18 protein-coding genes are annotated in these 23,233 nt (G+C 61.7%); 11 read left to right on the top strand and 7 right to left on the bottom strand.

Annotated elements, in window-relative coordinates; translation table 11 throughout:
• The first annotated feature begins 1 nt into the window (after position 1).
• Both AB5I78_RS14255 and AB5I78_RS14250 read left to right on the top strand, forming a co-directional pair.
• Positions 2-3,067 carry an efflux RND transporter permease subunit gene (locus AB5I78_RS14255; RefSeq protein WP_145160651.1) on the top strand — a complete coding sequence of 1,022 codons (3,066 nt, stop codon included), beginning with the start codon at positions 2-4 and terminating at the stop codon, positions 3,065-3,067.
• A 22-nt stretch (positions 3,068-3,089) separates the two neighbouring features.
• Entirely contained in the window at positions 3,090-4,028 is a 939-nt protein-coding gene (locus tag AB5I78_RS14250) for a LysR substrate-binding domain-containing protein (RefSeq protein WP_369302834.1), read from the top strand.
• 117 nt (positions 4,029-4,145) lie between these two features.
• On the opposite strand, the gene AB5I78_RS14245 is transcribed toward AB5I78_RS14250, so the two are convergent.
• The gene (locus AB5I78_RS14245; RefSeq protein WP_242196792.1) at positions 4,146-5,087 is read right to left on the bottom strand and encodes a cupin; all 942 of its coding nucleotides are present in this window, start codon (positions 5,085-5,087) and stop codon (positions 4,146-4,148) included.
• Positions 5,088-5,366: 279 nt separating this feature from the next.
• On the opposite strand from AB5I78_RS14245, the gene AB5I78_RS14240 reads away from it, so the two are divergent.
• On the top strand, positions 5,367-6,236 hold the full coding sequence (locus tag AB5I78_RS14240) for an oxaloacetate decarboxylase (RefSeq protein ID WP_369302833.1): 870 nt from the start codon (positions 5,367-5,369) through the stop codon (positions 6,234-6,236).
• 45 nt (positions 6,237-6,281) lie between these two features.
• On the opposite strand, the gene AB5I78_RS14235 is transcribed toward AB5I78_RS14240, so the two are convergent.
• A complete protein-coding gene (locus tag AB5I78_RS14235) occupies positions 6,282-8,900 on the bottom strand; it encodes a hypothetical protein (RefSeq protein ID WP_369302832.1) in 2,619 nt (872 codons plus the stop codon).
• A gap of 464 nt (positions 8,901-9,364) precedes the next feature.
• On the opposite strand from AB5I78_RS14235, the gene AB5I78_RS14230 reads away from it, so the two are divergent.
• Positions 9,365-10,687: an OprD family porin gene (locus tag AB5I78_RS14230; RefSeq protein WP_145160640.1), complete on the top strand. Its 1,323-nt coding sequence runs from the start codon at positions 9,365-9,367 to the stop codon at positions 10,685-10,687.
• Here AB5I78_RS14230 and AB5I78_RS14225 read toward each other — a convergent pair.
• Positions 10,674-11,165 (bottom strand): helix-turn-helix domain-containing protein, encoded by a 492-nt coding sequence (locus AB5I78_RS14225; protein WP_145160638.1) that lies wholly within the window; start codon positions 11,163-11,165, stop codon positions 10,674-10,676. The two genes, AB5I78_RS14230 and AB5I78_RS14225, sit on opposite strands and share 14 nt — an antisense overlap.
• Before the next feature lie 107 nt (positions 11,166-11,272).
• On the opposite strand from AB5I78_RS14225, the gene fabF reads away from it, so the two are divergent.
• From fabF to AB5I78_RS14210, 3 genes are all read left to right on the top strand, one after another.
• Positions 11,273-12,541: a beta-ketoacyl-ACP synthase II gene (fabF, locus tag AB5I78_RS14220; protein WP_369302831.1), complete on the top strand. Its 1,269-nt coding sequence runs from the start codon at positions 11,273-11,275 to the stop codon at positions 12,539-12,541.
• Positions 12,542-12,612: 71 nt separating this feature from the next.
• Entirely contained in the window at positions 12,613-12,993 is a 381-nt protein-coding gene (locus tag AB5I78_RS14215) for a RidA family protein (RefSeq protein ID WP_369302830.1), read from the top strand.
• A 601-nt stretch (positions 12,994-13,594) separates the two neighbouring features.
• Positions 13,595-15,574: a U32 family peptidase gene (locus tag AB5I78_RS14210; RefSeq protein ID WP_369302197.1), complete on the top strand. Its 1,980-nt coding sequence runs from the start codon at positions 13,595-13,597 to the stop codon at positions 15,572-15,574.
• Here the strand turns inward: AB5I78_RS14210 and AB5I78_RS14205 are convergent.
• Positions 15,552-16,457 (bottom strand): DMT family transporter, encoded by a 906-nt coding sequence (locus AB5I78_RS14205; RefSeq protein WP_369302198.1) that lies wholly within the window; start codon positions 16,455-16,457, stop codon positions 15,552-15,554. The genes AB5I78_RS14210 and AB5I78_RS14205 overlap by 23 nt on opposite strands.
• Before the next feature lie 108 nt (positions 16,458-16,565).
• On the opposite strand from AB5I78_RS14205, the gene AB5I78_RS14200 reads away from it, so the two are divergent.
• The 4 genes from AB5I78_RS14200 (at position 16,566) to AB5I78_RS14185 (ending at position 19,555) form a co-directional block, all read left to right on the top strand.
• Positions 16,566-17,009 (top strand): Lrp/AsnC family transcriptional regulator, encoded by a 444-nt coding sequence (locus AB5I78_RS14200; protein ID WP_145160627.1) that lies wholly within the window; start codon positions 16,566-16,568, stop codon positions 17,007-17,009.
• A gap of 98 nt (positions 17,010-17,107) precedes the next feature.
• A complete protein-coding gene (locus tag AB5I78_RS14195) occupies positions 17,108-17,977 on the top strand; it encodes an NmrA family NAD(P)-binding protein (protein ID WP_369302199.1) in 870 nt (289 codons plus the stop codon).
• Positions 17,977-18,774 (top strand): aldo/keto reductase, encoded by a 798-nt coding sequence (locus AB5I78_RS14190; protein ID WP_369302200.1) that lies wholly within the window; start codon positions 17,977-17,979, stop codon positions 18,772-18,774. The genes AB5I78_RS14195 and AB5I78_RS14190 overlap by 1 nt, the downstream gene beginning before the upstream one ends.
• A 322-nt stretch (positions 18,775-19,096) precedes the next feature.
• Entirely contained in the window at positions 19,097-19,555 is a 459-nt protein-coding gene (locus tag AB5I78_RS14185) for a transposase (protein WP_369302201.1), read from the top strand.
• A 229-nt stretch (positions 19,556-19,784) separates the two neighbouring features.
• Here the strand turns inward: AB5I78_RS14185 and xylB are convergent, their stop codons facing one another.
• From xylB to AB5I78_RS14170, 3 genes are read right to left on the bottom strand one after another with little or no spacing between them, the layout of a single operon-like run.
• Complete coding sequence (gene xylB / locus AB5I78_RS14180; RefSeq protein ID WP_369302202.1) at positions 19,785-21,245, bottom strand: xylulokinase; 1,461 nt, start codon at positions 21,243-21,245, stop codon at positions 19,785-19,787.
• A 16-nt stretch (positions 21,246-21,261) separates the two neighbouring features.
• A complete protein-coding gene (locus tag AB5I78_RS14175) occupies positions 21,262-22,254 on the bottom strand; it encodes a LacI family DNA-binding transcriptional regulator (RefSeq protein ID WP_145160617.1) in 993 nt (330 codons plus the stop codon).
• A gap of 25 nt (positions 22,255-22,279) precedes the next feature.
• A complete protein-coding gene (locus AB5I78_RS14170) occupies positions 22,280-23,212 on the bottom strand; it encodes an ABC transporter substrate-binding protein (RefSeq protein ID WP_369302203.1) in 933 nt (310 codons plus the stop codon).
• Positions 23,213-23,233 lie beyond the last annotated feature (21 nt).

The following is a 23,233-nucleotide window of genomic DNA, read 5'->3' as shown; positions in this document are numbered from 1 at the left end:
CATGAAGCTTACCGATACCTTTATTCAGCGACCGGTGTGGGCAGTGGTGGTTTCGCTGTTCATTCTGATCCTGGGCCTGCGCTCGATCTTCGAGTTGCCGGTGAACCAATGGCCGCGCACCGAAAACACCGTGGTCACCATTACCACCGCCTACTACGGCGCGGATGCGTCCACGGTCGCCGGTTTTATCACCCAGCCGCTTGAGTCGGCCATCGCCCAGGCCCAGGGCATCGACTATTTGTCCTCGACCAGCATCACCGGTGTCTCCACCATTACCGCGACGTTGCGGCTGAACTACGACGCCAGCAAGGCCCTCACCGAGATCAATACCCAGGTCAATTCGGTGAAGAACCAACTGCCGGCGCAGTCCCAGGAACCGGTACTCACCATTGCCGTCGGGCAGACCACCGATGCCATGTACCTGGGGTTCTACAGCGACACGCTGCCCACCAACAACATCACCGATTACCTGGTGCGGGTGGTCAAGCCCAAACTGGATTCGATCCAGGGCGTGCAGACCGCAGAGATTCTCGGCGGGCGCCAATTCGCCCTGCGCGCCTGGCTGGACCCGGACAAGCTGGCCGCGCATAACGTCACGGCGCAGGACGTTTCCACGGCCCTGGCCAACAACAACTACTTGTCTGCCGTGGGCTCGACGCGCGGGCAAACGGTAACGGTCGACCTCACGGCCGGCACCGATCTGCACACGGTGGATGAATTCAAACGACTGGTGATCAAGCAGAAAGGCGACGCCTTGGTGTATCTGGAGGACGTGGCCACCGTCACCCTTGGCGCCGAAAGCTACGACAGCAGCGTGGCGTTTTCCGGCAAGCGCTCGGTGTTCATCGGCATCAAGGCGGCGCCGACCGCCAATATCCTGACCGTCGCCGACAGCGTGCGTGAGGCCTTCCCCGAGCTGCAATCGCAACTGCCCACTGGCGTGCGCGGCGAGATCGTGTACGACTCAACCGAGTTCATCAATACCTCGATTTACGAGGTGGTGAAGACCCTGGTCGAAGCGATGATCATTGTCTCGGTGGTCATCTACCTGTTCCTCGGCTCGTTCCGCGCGGTGATCGTGCCGTTGGTGGCGATCCCGCTGTCGCTGGTCGGGACCTTCTTCATCATGTACCTGCTGGGGTACTCGATTAACCTGCTGACCCTGCTCGCGCTGGTTCTGGCGATTGGCCTGGTGGTGGACGACGCGATCATCGTGGTGGAAAACGTCGACCGGCATATCAAGGAAGAAGGCAAAGGCGTGCTGGAGGCCGCGCTGATCGCGGCGCGGGAACTGGGTGGCCCGATCGTCGCGATGACCGTGGTGTTGATCGCCGCGTACGTGCCCATCGGCCTGCGCAGCGGGCTCACTGGTGCGCTGTTCAAGGAGTTCTGTTTCTCGCTGGCGGGCGCCGTGACCGTGTCGGCCGTGGTGGCGTTGACCCTCTCGCCAATGATGACGTCCAAGCTGTTCAAGTCCGGGCAGGAAGAAGGTCGTTTTGCGCGTAAGCTCGACCAGTATTTTGACTGGCTGCGCGGGCGTTACCACCGTGTGTTGTCTGGCGGGCTGAACATCTGGCCGGTGCTGGTGACCTTTGGGTTTGTGCTGTTCCTGCTGGTGGCCGCCAGTGGCATGACCGCCAAAAGTGAACTGTCGCCCACCGAAGACCAGGGGCTGGTGTTCATGCAGATCAAAGGCCCGCCGACGGCCTCGCCCCAGCAGATGGAACGTATTGCCGACCAGGCCTTCCAGATCGCCAGTAAAGAGACGGAATACGCGCAGATGTTCCAGCTGACCGGGCTGCCCATCCTCAATCAAGGCCTGGGCGGCGTGCTGCTGAAAACCTGGGGCGACCGCACGCGCTCCCAGGCCCAGCTGATACTCGACCTGCAGCAAAAGTGGAATCAGGTGCCGGGCGCCACCATCGCGGCCTTTCCGCTGCCGTCGCTGCCGGGCGCCCAGGGCTTGCCGGTGCAATTTGTGATCACCACCACCGACTCCGTGGAAAACCTCAATGAGGTCGCGCAGGCCGTGATGGCCGAGGCGCAGAAACAGCAGTTGTTCTGGTTTGCCGACATGGACTTGAAACTCGACAAGCCGCAAGCCCGGCTGGTGGTGGACCGGGAGAAGATCGCCGCATTGGGCCTGACTCAGGCCGACGTCGGCGCGGCGCTGTCGGCGGCGTTGGGCGGTAACTACGTGAACTACTTCTCGACCGCCGGCCGCTCCTACAAAGTCATTCCCCAAGTGCTGCAGGTCAACCGCCTCAACCCGGAGCAGATCCTCGATTACTACATTCGTACCCCGTCCGGCGCGATGATCCAGGCGCGCACCGTCGCGCATATCGAGACCTCGACGCAGCCCGAATCGATCAACCACTTCCAGCAACTCAACTCGGCCACCCTGTCAGGCGTCAGCGGCGTGGCCCAAGGTGAGCTGCTGGGCAAACTCAACACGATCCTGACCAACGTGGCGCCCTCGGGTTACACCTCGGACTTTGCCGGCGAGTCGCGCCAATTTATGCAGGAGTCTGGTGGGTTCTTTGGTTTGCTGATGTTCTCGATTCTGATCGTCTACCTCGCCCTGGCCTTCCAGTTTGAGAGCTTTCGCGACCCGGTGGTGATCCTGTTCTCGGTGCCGCCTGCACTGTTTGGCGCACTGGCCTTCATCACCATGGGCTACGCGTCGATCAACGTGTACACCCAAGTGGGCCTGGTGACGCTGCTGGGGTTGATCACCAAGCACGGGATCCTGATCGTGCAGTTCGCCAACGAACTGCAGCGCGCAGGTCACAGCAAGCGCGAAGCCATAGAAGAGGCCGCCGGCGTGCGTCTGCGCCCGATCCTGATGACCACGGCCGCGATGGTGCTGGGCGTGGTGCCGTTGGTGTGGGCCTCCGGCGCCGGTGCTGCGGGGCGGCACGACATGGGGCTGGTGATCTTCGCCGGGTTGTCGATTGGTACGCTGCTGACGTTGTTCATGGTGCCGGCGATGTATATGTTTATTGGGGAAACGCACCATCAGCAAACACCGCAGACACTCCCAGGCTCAGACTTGAGGACAACATAAACCCAAGCCCGGCAGGTCACACTTGGATTATTTCACCGCGCTGACCGCCTTCGTCGAAGCCGCCGAAGGCAACAACTTCTCGCGCGCCGCCGAGCGGCTCGGTATCAAGGCGTCAACCGTTTCTCGCTACGTGAAGGACCTTGAACAGGACCTGGGCATCGCCCTGTTCAACCGCTCGACGCGCACGCTGCACCTGACCGAGGGCGGCCAGACGTTTCTGCTGCATGCGCGCAGAGTGCTGGATGAGCTTGAACAGGCCAAGGCGGCGACGTCGGCGCTGAACCAGGAGCCTCGTGGGCTGCTCAAGCTCAACTTGCCGCCAGCGTTTGCCCGTCACCATATCCTGCCGCTGTTGAATACATTTGTGGCTCGCTACCCGCAGATCAAGCTGGAACTGGTATTGGATAACGCCCAAGTCAACCTGATTCATACCGGCGTCGACCTGGCGATTCGCATTGGCGCGCTGGCTGATTCCACGCTCAAGGCGCGCAAGATCTGCGCGGGCAACTACCTGCTGGTGGCCAGCCCGGGCTTTTGCGCTGCGCACCCTGCCCCTTCCACGCCGGCAGAGCTGGCCCGCCTGCCGGCGGTACTGAGTCAGCATGATTTTGCGTTTGCATCCGCTGATGAAGTCGTGCCGCTGGTCCCTCACGACTGTGTCCGTATCAACGACCTCGATGCGCAGCTGATCGCGGTGCGCCAGGGGCTGGGGTTTGCCCTGTTACCCGACTGGTTGGTGGCGACCAGTATCGAAGCGGGCGCGTTACAGGTGTGGCTGCCAGAATGGAACATCCTCGGTGCCGAGCAGGCATTTTCTGTGTGGTTCGTCTATCCACCCAAGAAGATCGTGTCGTCGAAGGTCAGGTGCTTTATCGACTTCATCGTTGAGCAGTTGGGCGACACACCTGATTGGAAGCGCCAGAGCTGTCCGTGCCCAGCCGACCTAAAGGATGGCTGTTAAACTCGGTCAAATTGTGGGAGCGGGCTTGCTCGCGAAGGCGGTCGTTCAGTTAAAAATGAGCTTGCTGACACAGCGCATTCGCGAGCAAGCCCGCTCCCACATTAGGGTCTCATCACATCAGCTAAAGCGAATATCCAGCGCGCGCAAGTACGTTTGCAACCCGGCGTCCTGGATAGGGATCAGGAATGCCTCCTGGTCGGACTCATTGAAGTGCGCGTGCCAGTACCCCGGCGGGGTCACGAACGCCAAACCCGGCGACCAGTCGACGCGTACCGGGTTGCGAATCTGCCCGTCGGCGTCCAGTTCGGTGCCTACCAGCGAGTAGCAGCCCGTGGGGCAGTCGATGATGAAGTCCAGTGCAATCGACTGGTGCCGGTGCGGCTTCTGGATCGAGCCGGGCGGCAGGATGCCGTACATGGCCCACAGCACATGCGTGACGGTTCGGGTCTGTGGAAAGTTGCGGTTACCCAGCAGAATGCTGATACGGCTGCGGTCCTGGGCACGTGGATCATCGGCGGCTTCACGCAACTTCAGGTTGGCCAGTGCGGCCGGATACAGCGTCGGCGCGAAACGGTCGGTGCTGCGCGTAACCCCCAGGTAGCGCAACAGCGGCTCATCGTGCACGTAGTACAGGCGCGCATCCTGCGAGGCGCGGAACCGGGCTGGCAGCAAGCCTGGCAGCGCGATAAAACAACCGGCCGACCATTCGATCTGGTGTTCGCCCTGAACGACGCTGCCCTCTCCGGTGATCACATAAAACACTTGAGAGGTGGCATTGGGGTGCAGCTCCAAGGTGTCGTCGGCGTTCAGGCGGATGAAGTTGGCACACAGCCCAGGCCCGGTTGCCGGGCCCTCACAGCCCAGCGCAGCGCTGAGGTCCAGCGCGACCACCCGCGACGGGCCACTGGCATACAGCGAGGCCGGGAAGCTGTGGTAAGGAATTCGGGTAATCAGATTGGCGCTGATCGGGTTGGCTGCCTTGCTGTATTCAAAATACTCGGCATCCACTTGTTCGCGTGGGGCATCAACGCTCAGGTCGGGCTTGAATTCGCTGTTCATGGTTCACCTCAGTCTTGGGCTGGTTTGAAACAACTATAGGCATTGCGCCCACCGCGATTAAGCACTCGGTTGGCACAGCAGTTGTGCAAGATGGGGCGGCTACGCTCCTGGATGGTGCGAAAGGCCTGTCCATCGCCAAAGCGTGAACCGATGATCCATGTGTCAGGCATCTGTCTCATGCTCAAACGTCATAATCCCCCGTTCGTCTGCGTGGTAATCTGGCGCCACCATGAATAGACATTGATCGTCACTTGACGATGACCAGAGCCAGGAAAGAACATGCCAAAGATTTCTCACTCAACACTGCGCCGCAACTTCCGTGAACTGCTTGCCAAACAAATCTGCGTTGAAACCGCCTCCGTCTTTGACCCCATGTCTGCGCGCATCGCCGCCGACCTGGGTTTCGAAGTCGGTATCCTCGGCGGTTCGGTCGCATCGTTGCAGGTCCTCGCGGCACCCGATTTTGCGTTGATCACACTGAGTGAGTTCGTCGAACAGGCCACCCGCATTGGCCGTGTGGCCCAACTGCCGTTCATCGCCGACGCCGACCACGGTTACGGCAATGCCCTGAACGTGATGCGCACCGTCGAAGAGCTCGAGCGCGCCGGGGTTGCGGCACTTACGATTGAGGACACGCTGTTGCCCGCGCAGTTCGGGCGCAAATCCACCGACCTGATTTCGGTTGAGGAAGGCATCGGCAAGGTCAAGGCCGCCCTTGAAGCGCGGGTCGATCCAGAGCTGTCGATCGTCGCCCGCACCAACGCTGGCGTGTTGCCGACCGAAGACGTCATCGCCCGCACCAAAGCTTATGAAAAAGCCGGCGCCGACGGCATCTGCATGGTGGGCGTCAAAGACTTCGACCACCTTGAGAAGATCGCAGAAAACCTCAGCGTGCCGTTGATGCTGGTGACTTACGGCAACCCGCAGCTCAATGACAGCGAACGCCTGGCCGCGCTGGGTGTGCGCATTGTGGTGGCCGGCCACGGCGCCTACTTTGCGTCGATCAAGGCGACTTACGACAGCCTGCGTGCGCAACGCAAGTTGACCAGCAGCACCTCGAACCTCAGCGCGACTGAACTGACGCATACCTACACGCTGCCGGAAAGCTACGTGGCGTGGGCGGAAGAATTCATGGACGTGAAAGAGTAAGCCTCAGTCAATCGGCGGCCAGTTCCGACTGGCCGCCGACTTCGGTCAGTAATTGGCGTTGGGATTACCCACGTCCACGTAGCCATTTTTGGGCGCAATGATCACATTCAATGGCGGCGGCGTAACGCCGAAGTCATCGAGCTGATCCTTGAGCCCGGTGTACCACTCTTCCTGCTGTTTCTTGCGCGCATTGTCGGCCTTGATGTCGGCAATGATCGCGTAGATCAAGCCACCGACCGCCGCGATGCCGCCCACGGCACCCGCCAGGGCGCCAGCCGCGCCGCCAATCACGCCGGCCGCTTCTGCAACGCCGGCTGCCACCGTGGTTATGCGCGGCACCACATAGGTGGCGACCTCCACCATGCCGGCCACGGCCGACAGGCCATTAAGCCCCGCGAAGGTGCCCTGGAAGCCGGCGCTGACCTTGTCGCCGCTCTGGGCCGAGTTCTTCGCGGAAATGGCCCCGGTGACCAAGCCCAGTACGTTACCCGCCACGCCGCCCAGGCTCTTGCCGACGTTTTCCACGTCTTTCACGTACTTGGCCGCGTCGAACTTGTACGTGCCCTGCTGGGTGCGATCGAACTGGTCCTGGACAAACTTGGCGCCACCTTCCAGGAACAGTCCGGCCGCCTGAAACGACTGCCCCACTGTCTGCGCGGTGCTGCCGCCCTTGCCGCTGGCGATGCGCGTACCGATGGCGCCCGCCAACAACACGCCGGACACGCCGTGCATCACCCCGGCCTTGTAAGCCGCGCTGACCCCGGCCGGCAGCTTGCCGCCCCAGGTGCTTTGGACTTTTTTGATCGCATCGTCGAACTTGGCGCCGCCGCGCATGGCGTCGTCCACCGCCCGAATGCCACTGATGATATCGGCGGTTTTCGGTGGGGCCTCGCCCGGTGGCGTGAATGCAGCGATGTTGTCGTTGATCACTTGCTCAAGGCGCGGGTCATTGGCGCCGGTAACGCCCAGGCCGCGGTAGAAGTCGTCAATCGACTGGCCTTTAAGCAGGTCTTCGCGCCCCAGCTTGGCGGCGACGTCGTTGAAGCTCGAACTGCCCGCCTGCACGGTCTTGTCGTCAAGTACCGCGTCAAAGATTGCCTTGTTCACACCGGACTGAATCACCGCCTTGTCTGCCGGCACACCACTGGCGATCAGGTCGTTGATCTGCTTGCCGGAGGTGATGTCTGCGTACTCGGCGTTGACCTTGTCCTTGATGGCTTGCGGGGCGTTTTCCAGGGCTTTCTTGTAGTCAGGCTGTTTGCCCAGGGCCTGGGCGTAGAAGTCCGGGTACTTGATAAAACTCGACAGCGCATCGGTGGTGCTGGCGCCCTTGGCGGCAAACGCGCTCTGCAGCGCGTCGCAACTGGATGAAGCGTCCAGGCGCCGCTCCATCTCGGCTTTCAAGGCTGGGTCGGCGGCGACCATTTTCTGCAACTGTTCGGTGCCCTGGGTGTTGAGGAACTGCTGCACGTCCGGGTCTTTGCTGAGCGTGTCGATGCGCCCTTGCACATCCTTGATAAAGTCTTCGCGTTGCTGGCCCGGTGACGGGCCGTCGCCTGACCACTCATTGGCCGCATCCGGCCCCTGGTGCGCAAACGCATCGGCACCCGCCTTGTAGTTGGCCAGGCCCGTGGACAGCTGGATGATCGCTGCAGTCTTGTCCGCACCGCTGGCGCTGGTGTTGCCCGTGGCGAAATAGTCAGCGCCCACCTTGGAGGCGTCACCACCGGCCGCCTTCACGGCGTCTTCGGTGGCCTTGGCATTCAAGTCCTTGATCTGGTCATCCGCGCTGTTGCCGTCCAGGCCCTTGAGGTTGTCGTAGCCGTATTTGCCGAAGTCCTGCAGGCGCCCCGCTTCCGTGCCGTGGCGCGCTTCGTCATCCTTGGTGAAGCCGTCGATGCGGCCATTGCCCAGGTTGCCGCCTGCGATGTGCTTGCCGGTCTCGTCGTAGTTCTCGACATAGTTGAGCACCTGCGCGGCACGCCAGGCCGCATCGGCGTCGTGTTCAAAGTCGCCGACACGCTCGCGCAGAGCGTCCTTGACCCCGCTCTGGTTGCCGAGGTTTTTCAGCAACGGGTTGTCTTCAATGATTTGCTCGGCACTGCGGTTGTCGCCCATCGGCCGGCCTTCACCCGGCAACGGCAGATGGTTGGACGGCGCATCGCCCTTGGGCGGCGTGCTGGGTGGGCTCTGCGGTAGCTCGCCTTTAAGGGTGTCCCAGCCGTACTTGCCGAAATCCTGCAGGCGCCCGGCTTCGGTGCCGTGCCGAGCGTCACCGCCTTTGGTAAAGCCGTCGACCTTGCCGTTGCCGGCTTCATTGAGTTCTGGCCGCTTGACGGTGGGCTTGCCGTTCTCGTCGAGTTTTTCGATGTGCTCCAGCACCCGGCTCGCGCGGTAAGCGGCGTCCGGATCGTGCTCAAAGTCGCCAACGCGTTCACGTAATTTGTCTTTCACGCCACTCTGGTTGCCGAGATTCTTGAGCAGCGGGTTGTCGTCGATGATCTGCTGCGCAGTGCGAAAGTCACCTTGGGGCCGCTTTGTATCGGGGCCGAGGCGGTTGTCGTCGGGCTGATTGCCTAGCGCTTTCGACACCGCTTTATTCCAGTTGGGGTTGTCGCCCGCGTTGGGGGTGCTATCAACCTGACGAAGCTGATTGACTTGCATGGCCTGTCTCCTGATCTGGCGTGGGAGAAAGGATTATTAAAGGGCAAGTGCAACAGTCTTGTTACATGGGCGAAATTGAATCAAGCGCAATCATATAGCCACCACTGAACGACGGCGGCGTACATGAACTTTTATATAACTAAGCATTAAAAAATCCGCCGCAGAGCCTGCGGCGGCAAACCAAAGGTTTTTGTCGAAGCAGAGCGGCTAAGACCCTATCAACGCTACACCCGCTCGTGATTAAAAGACGTGAAGTTTAATTAATCGAGTTTAATCCGCCACACCGCTGCAAGCCGCGAAAAATATGATAAAAATCGGCTTCGGCAACCCTGTCGAACACAATAAAAACCGTCACTACGCTCACCTGAAAACATCTGCCCACAACACTGTATGCGCCATAACAATTGCGATGTTTCTGCGCGCGCGTTACTTATTCCGGGGAAGTAAACACCATGATCAAACCCATGATTAGACAGTGCAGCCTGCTCACACTGGCAGTGTGCGCGAGTGTCAGCCAAGTGGCCTTTGCCGAGTCTGTCAGCGACCAGGCCGATTCCAAGGGTTTTATTGACGGCAGCAGCATCACGGGCCTGTTGCGCAACTATTATTTCGACCGCGATCGCCAAAGTGGCAAGGCAGACAACCGCGACTGGACCCAAGGCGCAATGCTCAACTACGCCTCGGGCTTTACCCAAGGCACCATTGGTTTTGGCGTAGACGCCTACGCCTATGGCGCGATGAAGCTCGACGCCACCCACGCGGATGCCGGCACCGGTGACCTGCCGACCGACCGCCATGGCGACCCGGAAAACGGCTATGGCTCCGTCGGCGCCGCGGTGAAAATCAAGGTGTCCAAGACCCAACTGAAGTTCGGTGACATGCAACCCACGGCGCCGGTCTTTGCCACCGGCGGCACGCGGATTCTGCCGCAGACCGCCACCGGGTTTGACCTGACCAGCAGCGAAATCGCCGGGCTGGACCTGGAAGCCGGGCATTTCACCAGCACCAACAGCGGCATGACCAGCAACCATGACCACGATATCTATGCCACCTACGCCAACGTCGCGGCCAACAGTGCGAGTTTCGTCGGCGGCAAATACACCTTCACGCCCTCGCTGAGTGCAACCGTGTACGCCGGTGAACTGGAAGATATCTGGCGCCAGTACTACACCAACCTCAACTACGTGTTGCCGTTGGGCCATGACCAGTCGCTGGCGCTGGACGGCAACCTGTACCGCACCCTCGACACCGGCAGCGCCAAGGCCGGGGCCATCAACAACACCACGTATTCGGTGGCGGCGGCCTACTCGTTCCTGGCGGCCCACACGCTGACGCTGTCGTTCCAGAAGGTGCACGGCGACACGCCGTTCGACTACATCGGCACCGGCAACAACGGCGCGGGTGAAGGCGGCGATTCAGTGTTCCTGGCCAACTCGATTCAGTGGGGCGACTTCAACGGCCCGGGCGAGCAGTCCTGGGGCGTGCGTTATGACCTGAACATGGCCAGCTACGGCGTGCCAGGCTTGAGCTTCATGACCCGCTACGTCAACGGCTCCGACATCAACGGCACGCACACGCCGGCCAACAGCGCCTACGTCGGCGACTACGGTGCCGACGGCGACCATCACGAGACGGATGTGGAGGCCAAATACGTGCTGCAAAGCGGCCCGGCGAAAAACCTGTCGCTGCGCGTGCGCGATGCGATGGTTTCGTCAAACGCGGATCAGCGCGACGGCAAATTGAACGAGCTGCGGGTGATCGTCGACTACCCGTTCACTCTGCTGTAACCACCCCAGGCTCCAGCCGTTGGCGCATGCCTGCGCTGGCGGCTGGACCGGCCTGCACCACGCAAGCATCCAACGGCACGAGTGTGCCTTCGGCCGTTGCCATCATCGGTTGCACCGGCTTGCCCGTCTCGCGCTCCACCACCTCGACACTGGTACCCTCTTCGGCATAGTGCCGATTGCCCCACGCCACCAGTGCCATCAGCACCATGCGCAAATCCTCGCCCTTGGCCGTCGGCACGTATTCATACCGTGGCGGCCGCTCACTGTAGGCGCGGCGCTCAAGCATCCCGGCGTCCACCAGGCCATTCAAGCGGCGCGTCAACATGTTCGGCGCGATGCCCAGGCTGCGTGAAAACTCATCGAAGCGACGCAAGCCATGCAATGCATCGCGCATGATCAACATGCTCCACCACTCCCCTATCCGTTCAAGGCTGCGGGCGATCGGGCATTCGTCGCTGACGAGAGACTTGCGTTGCATAAGGGTTCCCAGGTGCCGGTACAAAGTTGTGTGACGCCATGTTACTTTCATCATGATAGTGACGTCCATAGGGTCTGTACCCTCAACGCAACCGGAGTCGATTGATCATGAGTAAACGTATCGTCGTGACAGGCATGGGCGCACTGACGCCGCTGGGCGCCAGCGTGGAATCCACCTGGCAACGCCTGTTGAATGGGCAGTCGGGCATACGCCGTCTGCCTGAAGCATTGATCGGTGACCTCGCCATCAGCATCGGTGGCCAAGTGCAAAGCGTGTTGCAAGACCCTGAGGCCGGGTTTGACCCTGATCGACTGCTGGCCGCCAAGGAACAGCGCAAGATGGACCGCTTTATCCTCTTCGCCCTTGCGGCGGCCGATGAAGCCTTGAAGCAAGCCGGCTGGGCGCCTCAAACGCCGCAGGCACAGGAACGCACGGCGACCATCATTGCCTCTGGCGTGGGTGGCTTTCCGGCGATTGCCGATGCCGTGCGCACCACAGACAGCAAAGGCCCGCGACGTTTGTCGCCCTTCACCATTCCCTCGTTCCTGAGCAACATGGCGGCCGGGCATGTGTCGATCAACTACGGCTTGAAAGGCCCGCTGGGCGCGCCGGTAACCGCCTGCGCAGCCGGTGTGCAAGCGATTGGGGACGCAGCACGGATGATTCGTGCCGGGGAAATCGATGTGGCGGTGTGTGGCGGTGCGGAAGCGGCGATTCACCGGGTCAGCCTGGCCGGTTTTGCGGCGGCGCGGGCGTTATCCAGCGACTTCAATGACACGCCAGAACGGGCTTCGCGGCCCTTCGATCAGGCACGTGACGGCTTCGTGATGGGCGAAGGGGCCGGCATCCTGGTCATCGAAGAACTGGAGCATGCCCTGGCACGCGGCGCGCAGCCCATCGCCGAACTGGTGGGTTATGGCACCAGTGCCGATGCCTACCACATGACGGCCGGGCCGGAAGACGGTGATGGCGCGCGGCGGGCCATGACCCAGGCACTGCGTCAGGCAGGCATCGAGGCGGCCCAGGTCCAGTACTTGAACGCCCATGCAACCTCGACGCCGGTGGGTGACAAAGGCGAACTGGCCGCCATCAAGACCGTGTTCGGCGCCCATGGCGGCCCGGCCATCAGCTCAACCAAGTCTGCCACCGGCCACTTATTGGGCGCCGCAGGCGGCATCGAAGCGATCTTCAGCGTGCTTGCCCTGCGCGACCAGGTCGCCCCGGTGACGCTGAACCTGGACAACCCGGACGCGCTGGCCGACGGCCTGGACATGGTGCGCGGCGAAGCACGGCGCATGCCGATTGAATATGCGCTGTCCAACGGCTTCGGCTTTGGTGGCGTGAATGCCAGCGTGCTGTTCCGCCGCTGGGCATAACCCTCGGTTTGCCCCTGCTGTGATTTTCGGGGACCATGTGCGCCTTCTGCTACAGCCAACCAGAGGCGCCCATGGCCAACCACGACCTGAGCTACACCCCCGATCCGGATGCCGACTCGATTTCCTCCGACGTCGTCGGCTTCAACGGCATCCTGGTCTCTACCCAGATCCCGACCCGCGCCGATGGCAGCCTCGAACTCGGCGACATCACCCTGCAAAGCGAGTGCACCCTGCAAGCGCTGAAAGTCGCGCTGGAAAAAGCCGGCAGTTCCATGGACCGGGTGATGCACCTGACCATCTACCTCACCGACATGGCTGATCGCGCCGCGTTCAATGAAGTCTACAAACGCTTTTTCGCCAAACCGTGGCCGGTTCGCGCTGCAGTAGGCGTGGCCGCATTGGCCGTTAAAGGCATGCGCGTGGAAGTCACCGCGATGGCAGCCAAGGCCTGAGTTATCGCTGGCAATACACATCAAGGGTTGCCGCGATAGCGTCAGATAGACCGAGGTGCCTGCATCGCAGGCAAGCCAGCTCCCACAGAAAAGCAAAGCAGTGCGGTGCTGGAGGCTGAACGCGGTCAACTTGTGGGAGCGGGCTTGCTCGCGAAGGCGGTGGGTCAGTCAACTCATGTTTAGCTGAACCACCGCATTCGCGGGCAAGCCCGCTCCCACATTTGGATCTCTGTGCATCAGATAGAAATGTGTTGCTGTGCTTTTGCTTCTACCACTCAGGTCGGCTGTCAGGCCGCCATGCTTTGCTTTTGATTTTGATTTTGATCTGACAGGCCCCGTCAACCACGCTGGCCGAACCTAGGCGAGGCACCGAGTGGTGGGGCAAAGACCTTTTGGTTACTTTTGGCTGGGCCGGCATTCCGGGCGTTTGCCAAAAGTGACCCGCTGTAAGAGCGGAACCGCCAGCCGCCGTTACCGCAGCAACGGATATGCTCCCAATCTACCTACCCCATTCGCCCAGCCAGCCCTGCGGTAGGTGCCCACCCAGCATTTCACAGCTACAATGCCCGCCTCAACCGTGACAAGCCTGACTAAAAAAACTATGTCCTTGCCCAAGCATCACCTGGAATTGCTCAGCCCGGCCCGCGATGTCGCCATCGCGCGCGAGGCTATCTTGCATGGCGCCGACGCCATCTACATTGGTGGACCAAGCTTCGGCGCACGCCACAACGCGTGTAACGAGGTGAGCGACATCGCTCAACTGGTCGAATTCGCCCGCCGTTACCACGCCCGCGTGTTCACCACCATCAACACCATCCTGCACGACAACGAACTGGAACCCGCGCGCAAGCTGATCCATCAGCTGTACGACGCCGGTGTCGATGCGTTGATCGTGCAAGACCTGGGCGTGATGGAGCTGGATATTCCGCCCATCGAGCTGCACGCCAGCACCCAGACCGACATCCGCACCCTGGGCCGCGCCAAGTTTCTAGACCAGGCCGGTTTCTCGCAGCTGGTGTTGGCCCGCGAGCTGAACCTGCAGGAAATCCGCGCGATCGCCGATGAAACCGATGCCGCCATCGAGTTCTTTATCCACGGCGCCCTGTGCGTGGCGTTCTCCGGGCAATGCAATATCTCCCACGCGCAGAATGGCCGCAGCGCCAACCGTGGCGATTGCTCCCAGGCCTGCCGCCTGCCGTACACCTTGAAAGATGACCAGGGCCGCGTGGTGGCCTTTGAAAAACACCTGCTGTCGATGAAAGACAACAACCAGAGCGCCAACATCCGCGCGCTGGTCGAAGCCGGTGTGCGTTCGTTCAAGATCGAAGGCCGCTATAAGGACATGGGTTATGTGAAGAACATCACCGCCTATTACCGCCAACGCCTCGACGACGTCCTCGAAGACCGCCCTGACCTGGCGCGCGCTTCCAGCGGCCGTACTGCGCATTTCTTCCTGCCCGACCCGGAAAAAACCTTCCACCGGGGCAGCACCGACTACTTCGTCACCGACCGCAAGATCGACATCGGCGCCTTCGACACGCCCACCTTCACCGGCCTGCCGGTGGGTGTGGTGGAAAAAGCCGGCAAGCGCGACTTGCAGGTAGTCACCCATGAGCCGTTGTCCAACGGCGACGGCCTCAATGTGCTGATCAAGCGCGAAGTCGTGGGTTTTCGCGCCAACATCGCCGAACCCAAAGGCGAGTTCGAAGAAGACGGCGAGAAACGCTACCGCTACCGCGTCGAGCCCAATGAAATGCCGGCCGGCCTGCACCAGTTGCGGCCCAACCATCCGCTGAACCGCAACCTCGACCACAACTGGCAACAAGCCCTGCTCAAGACCTCGGCCGAGCGCCGTATTGGCCTGCAGTGGGTCGCGCGCCTGCGTGAAGACCAGTTAGACGTGACCGCGACCAGCGAAGAAGGCATCAGCGCCAGCGTCACCCTGCCCGGCCCGTTCGGCGTGGCCAATAAGCCGGAACAGGCGCTCGACACCCTGCGCGACCTGCTTGGCCAACTCGGCACCACCGAGTACCACGCCACGCACATCGAGCTGGATGCGCCGCAGGCATTCTTCATCCCCAACTCGCAGCTTAAAGCCTTGCGCCGTGAAGTGATCGAGGCGCTGACCGCCGCCCGCGTTGCCGCTCACCCACGGGGTGGACGCAAGGCTGAGACGTCGCCGCCGCCGGTGTACCCGGAAGCGCATTTGTCGTTCCTGGCCAACGTCTACAACCAGAAAGCCCGGGACTTCTACCACCGTCACGGCGTGAAGCTGATCGACGCCGCCTTCGAAGCCCACGAAGAAACTGGCGAAGTGCCGGTGATGATCACCAAGCACTGCCTGCGGTTCTCGTTCAACCTGTGCCCTAAACAGGCCAAGGGCGTGACGGGTGTGAAGACCAAAGTGGCGCCGATGCAGCTGATCCACGGTGATGAAGTACTGACCCTGAAGTTCGACTGCAAGCCGTGCGAGATGCACGTGGTGGGCAAGATCAAGGGCCACATCCTTGGCTTGCCACAGCCGGGCAGCGGCGTGGGCCATTTCAACCCGGAAAACATCATCTTTCAGGGCACGCACTGACCCTTGGGGAGCGGGGCCACCACCAGCCCCGCTGCAACCCCGCTGCCGCCAGCAGAATCGCAACAACCCCCAGCCATTGCAGCCAACCCAGGCGATGCCCAAAGGCGATCCAATCGACAAAGATCGCCGCAATCGGGTAGATGAACGACAGCGCCCCGGTAATCGCGGTCGGCAGTTTCTGGATCGCCCCGTACAGCAACACATACATCAAACCGGTGTGCACCATGCCCAGCGTGATCAGCGCAGCCCAGGCCTGGGTCGCGGCAGGCAAGCTGTGCCAAGGCACTAACGGCGCCAGCAACAGTGCGCCGGTAATCACCTGGATCAACGCCATCAAGTGGGGTGGAACGTCCTTCAAGCGCTTGATGATCAAGGCGGCAATCGCATACAAAAACGCTGCGCCCAACGCCAGGGCAATACCGGTCAGATAATCCCCGCCAGCGCTTTGCTGTTCGCCATGGGCGGTGACAATCGCCAGCATGCCGAGGAACGCCACGCTCAACCACGCGAGCTTCTGCACGGTGATCTTCTCACCCAGAAACAGCGCCGCCAGCATCACCAACATGAACGGCTGCACGTTGTACACCGCGGTGCTGATGGCAATCGACGCACGTGAATAGGATTCGAACAACAGCAACCAGTTGCCGACGATGGCCACACCGCTGAGCATCGCCAGGCCGAGCTTGGCCCAGGTCAGCAGGTCTCGGCGCAAATAGCCCAACCAGGCACACACCAGCAACAGCGTCAGCGCGCCAATCACGCAGCGCCAGAACACCACTTCGATCACCGACACGCCAGACACCAGCACAAACCAGCCGATGGTGCCCGAAATCAGCATGGCGGCGACCATTTCCCACGACCCGCGACGAATAGATGTGTCCACGATGGAGCTCCTCAAGTGAGGCTCAATTATGGCAATCTGCTGATCGGCGCCTCCAGCGACTAAAGTAGGCAAAACCCCTCAATTACCTTTTTAAATTAGGCAGGCAGCATGATTGACTCTATCGACCAGCAACTGATCGCCGCCTTGATGGACGACTCGCGCCTGTCGCTCAAGGCGTTGGCAGGTATTACCGGGCTGTCTTCGCCCAGCGTGGGCGAACGTCTGCGCCGTTTGGAGGAGCGCGGCGTGCTGACCCACTACACCGTCGACATCGACCCCAAGCACTTCGGCTATTTGCTGCAAGCCATCGTGCGTATCCGCCCGTTGCCCGGCAAATTGCAGGAGGTGGAGCGCCAGATCCAGGCGATTCCCGAGTTCACCGAGTGCGACAAAGTCACCGGTGAGGACTGCTTTATCGCGCGCCTGCACGTGCGCACCATGGACCAGCTCGACACCCTGCTCGACCGGCTAAACGCCTATGCCGAAACCAACACCGCCATCGTCAAGAAAACCCCAGTCAAACGGCGTTTGCCGCCACTGGCCGATTCGTGATTTTGCGTCACTAACGCAGTGACGTAATCGCTATTCTGTCATCGCAGGCCGAACTTTATGCTGGGCTCCACACATTGGAACCCACAGGAGTAAAGCGCATGTACGTAATCACTGGCATCACAGGCAAAGTCGGCGGCGCCCTGGCGCATAACCTCCTCAAGGCAGGCCTGCCGGTTCGCGCCGTCATTCGCGACGCCGGCAAAGCGGCCTATTGGGCCGACCAGGGCTGCGAAATCGCGTTTGCCGCGATGGAAGATGCACAGGCGCTGACCGAAGCGTTCAAGGGCGCGACCGCTGTGTTCATCCTGCCGCCACCGGGCTTCGATCCGCTGCCTGGGTTTCCTGAAGCGCGTGCCGTGATAGCGGCTGTCAGCCAGGCCCTCAAGGCCGCCGCGCCACAAAAAATCTTGTGCCTGTCGACCATCGGCGCGCAAGCCAAGGAGCTCAACCTGCTGACCCAGCGCACGCTGATGGAGCAGGCGTTGAGCGCCCTGGACATCCCTGTAACCTTCCTGCGCCCAGGCTGGTTCATGGAAAACGCCGCCTACGACGTCAGCAGTGCGCGTGACACCGGCGTGATCCACAGCTTCCTGCAACCGCTCGACAAACGCGTACCAATGGTTGCCACGGCCGACATCGGCACACTTGCCGCGCAACTGTTGCAGCAAGACTGGGCCGGCCACCGAGTAGTTGAACTGGAAAGCCAGTGGGTCAGCCCGAACGACATCGCCCAGACCCTGGCGCAAGTGCTCGGCCGTGACGTGCGCGCCGAGGTGGTTGAGCGCGATACCTGGGAACCGTTGCTGCGCGCCCAAGGCGCACACAACCCACTGCCGCGCATGCGCATGGTCGATGGCTTCAACGAAGGCTGGATCTGTTTCGAGCACGATCAGGTGCTCAAGGGCACAACTTCCCTGCTCACGGTGTTGCGCGAGCTGGCAGATAAAACCGCGGAGGCGAATGCCTGATGAACCTGCCTGAATTGGGTTTCGGTACCTTCCGTATGCCCGGCGATGACTGCCGGGCAGTGGTCGAAAGTGCCCTGGCGCTGGGTTACCGGCATATCGACACCGCCGCCCTGTACGACAACGAAGCCGCCGTTGGCCAGGCGATCAAACACTCGGGCATCCCCCGCGACGAGGTGTTCCTGACCACCAAGGTCTGGCATGACCAGTTGGCGCCGGCCGCGCTGCAAAAAGCCTTTGAGCTGAGCCTCGGTAAGCTGGCGGTGGACTACGTCGATCTGTTCATGGTGCATTGGCCGGCTGCCAACATGGACCTGCCCGGCGTGATGAACGCTTTGTTGGCCCTGCGCGACAGTGGCCGCGTGAAGCACATCGGTGTGTGCAACTTCAACATGCCGATGCTGCGCAAGGCGATCGATGTGCTGGGCACGCCGATTGCCGCGGTACAGGTGGAATACCACCCGTTCCTCGACCAGAGCCGCCTGCTCAACTACCTGCGCGGCAAACGCATCCCGATGGTTGCGTATGCACCGTTGGCACAGGGTCGCGCGGCCACTGACCCGGTATTGACACAAATCGGCGCCAAGCACGGCGCCAGCGCAGCACAAGTCGCCCTGGCCTGGTTACGCCAACAAGGCGTGGCGGCGATTCCCAAAGCCCAGCGTCCGCAAAGCCAGCAAGCCAACCTCGATTCGCTGCACGTCACACTCGATGAGCAGGATATGCAAGCCATCGCGCGCCTGCCCAAAGACCAACGCTTTGTGCAGCCCCCGTTTGCACCGCAATGGGATGCGCTGTAAGCCGATGGACTGTTGTCGTCAGTGGGCTTTCTGTGGCGAGCGGTCTGGTTGTGGCGAGCGGGCTTGCCCCGCGTTGGGGCGCGAAGCGGCCCTGAAACCTGCCGACTCAATTAATCTGGAAAAACGCGGTGACGGGTTTGGGGCTGCTGCGCAGCCCAACGCGGGGCAAGCCCGCTCGCCACAGTAAGCCCGCTCGCCACAACAGCCCCGCTGTCCACAACAAGCCCGTGCCCACTGGAAATATAGGGACACCGAACTCAACACGGTCAATCCACTGGCACTGCTAGCGTCACAGCTTCTTATCCATGCAAGGAGCAACGGATTGTCTCGTCAGCCCAACTCTCACCGGTTACGCCGCGGTCGCTACTCAGAATCAGGGCGTGCTTATTTGGTTACCGTCGTGGTGCATCAGCGCCAACCCTTGTTCAACAGTTTTGAGCTGGGACGATTATTGGTAGCAGAATTCAAACGAACCCACGACGCGGGCCAGGTCAACTCACTGGCGTGGGTGATCATGCCGGATCACTTTCATTGGTTGTTCGACCTGCATAACTCGACCCTGCCCGATGTGATGCGCCAGACCAAATCGCGCAGTACGCTGAGTATCAATCGAGCCCGAGGCAGCCGGGAAAGATTCTGGCAGCGCGGCTATCACGACCATGCTATTCGGGCCGAGGAAGACGTAAGGAAAATAGCCCGCTACGTGATCGCCAACCCTCTACGAGCCGGGCTGGTCGAGCATATTGGCGATTATCCGTTGTGGGACGCGGCGTGGTTGTGACGCTGCAGATTCGCTTGGCAAGCGGGCTTTCTGTGGTGGACGGGATTCCTGTGGCGAGCGGGCTTGCCCCGCGTTGGGGCGCGAAGCGGCCCCGAAACCTGCCGACTCAATTCACCTGGAAAAGCGCGGTGACGGGTTTGGGGCTGCTGCGCAGCCCAACGCGGGGCAAGCCCGCTCGCCACAACAAGCCCGTTTGCCACAACAGCCCCGCTATCCACAACAAGCCTGATCAGTCGTGCAGCGCCTTCGCCGCCACCAGCAACCCTTGGAACTTGCGATAACGCGCTTCCAACACCGGCTGTTGCGTCGCATCAGGCCAATACCGCGCCTTGACCGGCAGGCCCGCTTGCAACAACGACGCGCCCTGCCCGATCGCCACAAACCCCAGCTTCGCCGCCCCAATACACGCGCTCAATTCGCTGCCCTGCAAGGTAAAGATCTCGCGCTGCAGGATGTTCGCCAACAACTGCGCCCAGTACTCGCTGCGCGCGCCGCCGCCCACCAGAGCGCAGGCGCCGACGCTGGCGCCGGCCGATTGCACGGCGCGCAAGGCGTCGAGCAAGCCAAACCCCACGCCTTCCATCACGGCGTAACCGAGCATCGCCGGGGTGCAATCGTGGCCCAGGTTCATGAAGCCGCCGCGCAGCAACGGGTCGTTATGCGGCGTGCGTTCACCGGCCAGATAGGGCAAAAACAGGGGTGTGTCCAATGGTACCGGCTGGCCCATCGGCAACTGCGCCTGCACCTGGTCCAGCAGCGTTTGTTCGTCCGGCATACCGGTCAGGCGCGTCACCCAGCGCAAGCAACTGGCACCGGCCAGCATGGCGCCCATCGTGTACCAGCGATCAGGCAGCGCGTGGCAGAAGCTGTGCACGGCGCTGGCCGGGTTGCCGGCGGCGTGATCGGTGATAGCGACGATGGCCGCGCTGGTGCCCAGGGTGATGAAACCGTCGCCGGCATTGATTGCGCCGATGCCGACGGCCGCCACCGGGTTATCGCCGCCGCCACCGGCAATCACCACGCCGGGCGACAAACCCAGCCCGCTTGCCGTCACGTAACCCGCCGGCGCACCGCCTTCCACCAAGCTGGGCATCTGCGCAGGCGCAAGCCCCGTGGCACCCAGCATCGGCGCGAACCATTCGCGCTGCGCCACGTCCAGCCACAGTGTGCCGGCCGCATCGGACATCTCGCTGATGCGCTCGCCACTCAGGCGTAAACGCAGGTAATCCTTGGGCGAGAGCACGCAGTCAATGGCCTTGAACACCTCGGGTTCATGCTGTTGCAGCCACAGCAGTTTCGGCGCGGTCAGCCCGGCCATGGGCAGGCTGCCAGTGACTTCGGCGAAGCCGGGCCCGAGTTGCTCAGCGTCGGCGACAGCACGCGAGTCGTCCCACAGGATCGCCGGGTACAACACGCGGTCGTCATCCCCGAGCAACACGGCGCCGTGCATCTGCCCCGACAACCCGATGCACACCACGCGACTGAAAGCCGCGTGCGCACGCAACTGCTCAAGCGCCTGCAAACAGGCCTGCCACCAGTCTTGCGGGGCCTGTTCGGACCAGCCGCTGTGACGTCGCGAAACACTCAAGCGCACACCGGCGTGGGCCAGCACGGCGCCGTCGACGTCCATCAGGATCGCCTTGAGTTCGGAGGTGCCCAGATCAATACCGAGGGAAACAGGACTGCTCATACGTGGGTCATTCCAATCAAATACAGCCACATGAATTACGGTATTGCAGGCTCGGCGCCAGGCGTACGCTTTGTACCGGCGCGGCCGGCGAGGCCATGCGTTGCAGCAGCATCTGCACCGCGCGTACGCCCAGCTCCTTGACCGGCTGGGCAATCAAGGTCAGGCGCGGCACGAAAAAATCCGCCCAGTCAAAATCATCAAAACCCACCAGCGCGATCTGCCCCGGCACCTCAATCTGTGCGTCACGCAGGGCATGCATGGCGCCCAATGTCATCAGGTTATTGCCCGCCATGATCGCCGTAGGCGGCGCGCTCAGGGCCAGCAACTGCGCAGTCGCAGCGCGCGCCGGCTGACTGTTGGAGCCACCGTTGACCAGCAACTGCGGATCAAACGCCACGCCTGCCGCCTGCAACGCAGCCCGGTAACCCGCCACGCGCTCATCGGTAGTGCCCAGCCCCGCGCGCCCGGCAATAAAGCCGATGCGGCGGTGCCCGTGTTCAATCAAGTGCGCGACCAGGGCCTGGGTGGACTGGGTATTCTCCACCCCGATCTGGTCAAACTGCGTACTCATCATGCGGTCCACCAGCACCGTGGGCATTTCATTTGCCTGCAAATACTTAAGGGCCCTGGAATCAGTGGACGGGGCCAGCAAAATCCCGTCAACCCGCCGATGATGCAACGCCGTGACCACCCGCAGCTCCTGCTCCGGGTCGTCGTGGGGGTCGACAAACAGCATCATGTAGCCGTGCTTGGCGCACTCGGTTTCAATCGCGTGCACGGTTTCACTGAAGTAATGGTTGGACAGCGCCGAGATCGCCACGCCAATCGTGCTGGTGCTGGAACGGGCCAGCGAGCGCGCCAGGGTATTGGGGATGTAGCCCAAGTCCTGAATTGCGCGCTGCACCGCTTGCACCGTGGCTTCGCTGACTTTGCGGGTGCCGTTCAACACGTGGGACACGGTCGACGTCGACACCCCCGCCCTGCTTGCCACGTCATCCATGGTGACCACGACGCGTTCCCCTTTGCTCAATGACTCAATGTTTACTCGACCAACCGCTGTACGTAGCCACGTTGTCGCGGGTAATCAGTTTTGGCGTGAGCAGGGTAACCGCTGCGGCCGGGGCCTTGTCATTGAGAATGTCGTTGCCCACATTCACCGCTGTTTGCGCCATGGCCCAAGGGTCCTGGCTGGCCGAGGCCTGGATTTGCGTGTCGGTCTTCAGCGCATTTTCGATGTCTGGCGCACCGTCCACCGAAGTGATGAGGATGCCGCTGCGTTTAAGCTGCTTGGCCGCCAGGTCGCTGCCGATGGCTTGCGGGTCGTTGATCGCGAACAGGCCGTCGATTTTCGGGAAGCGCGTGAGGTAACCCTGCATCACGTTCAAGCCGCCTTCGCGCGAGCCTTTGCCGTCCTGGTCATCGGACAGCACCTTGATGTCCGGCGCACCGGCCAATGCAGCCTTGCAGCCTTTGACGCGGTCGGTTACGGCGGTGACTTGCGGGCCATTCTGGATGATCACATTGCCCTTGCCCGCAAGCTTGTCCACCAGGAACTGGCACGCCAGTTTGCCGGCTTCGACGTTGTCGGTTTGCACGGTGGCGTTCACGCCCTTGGCGTCCACATCCACCGCCACCACGACAATGCCGGCATCCCGGGCTTTCTTGATGGCCGAGGCCATGGCCGATGGGTCGACGGCGTTGAGCAGGATCAGGTCGACCTTGGACGAAATGAAGTTGTCGATCTGCGAGAACTGCTTGCTCAGGTCATAGTCGGCCGACACCGACGTCACTTTGACGTTGGGGTTCAGCTCTTTGGCCCGCGCCGTGGCGCCATCGGCCAGGGTCACGAAATACGGGTTGCCGAGCGAGCCCATGCTGATGCCGAGGGCCTTGAGTTCGCGGGCTTCTACGGTGTGGGAGATCAGGGCAGCCAAGGCCATAACAGGAAAGAGGCGTTTGAAGTTCATGCGGGACTCTCTTGTGATTGT

This window comes from Pseudomonas sp. N2-3-1-14 (assembly GCF_041228395.1).
Taxonomy (GTDB): domain Bacteria; phylum Pseudomonadota; class Gammaproteobacteria; order Pseudomonadales; family Pseudomonadaceae; genus Aquipseudomonas.
This window is presented reverse-complemented; position numbering and strand designations above follow the sequence as displayed.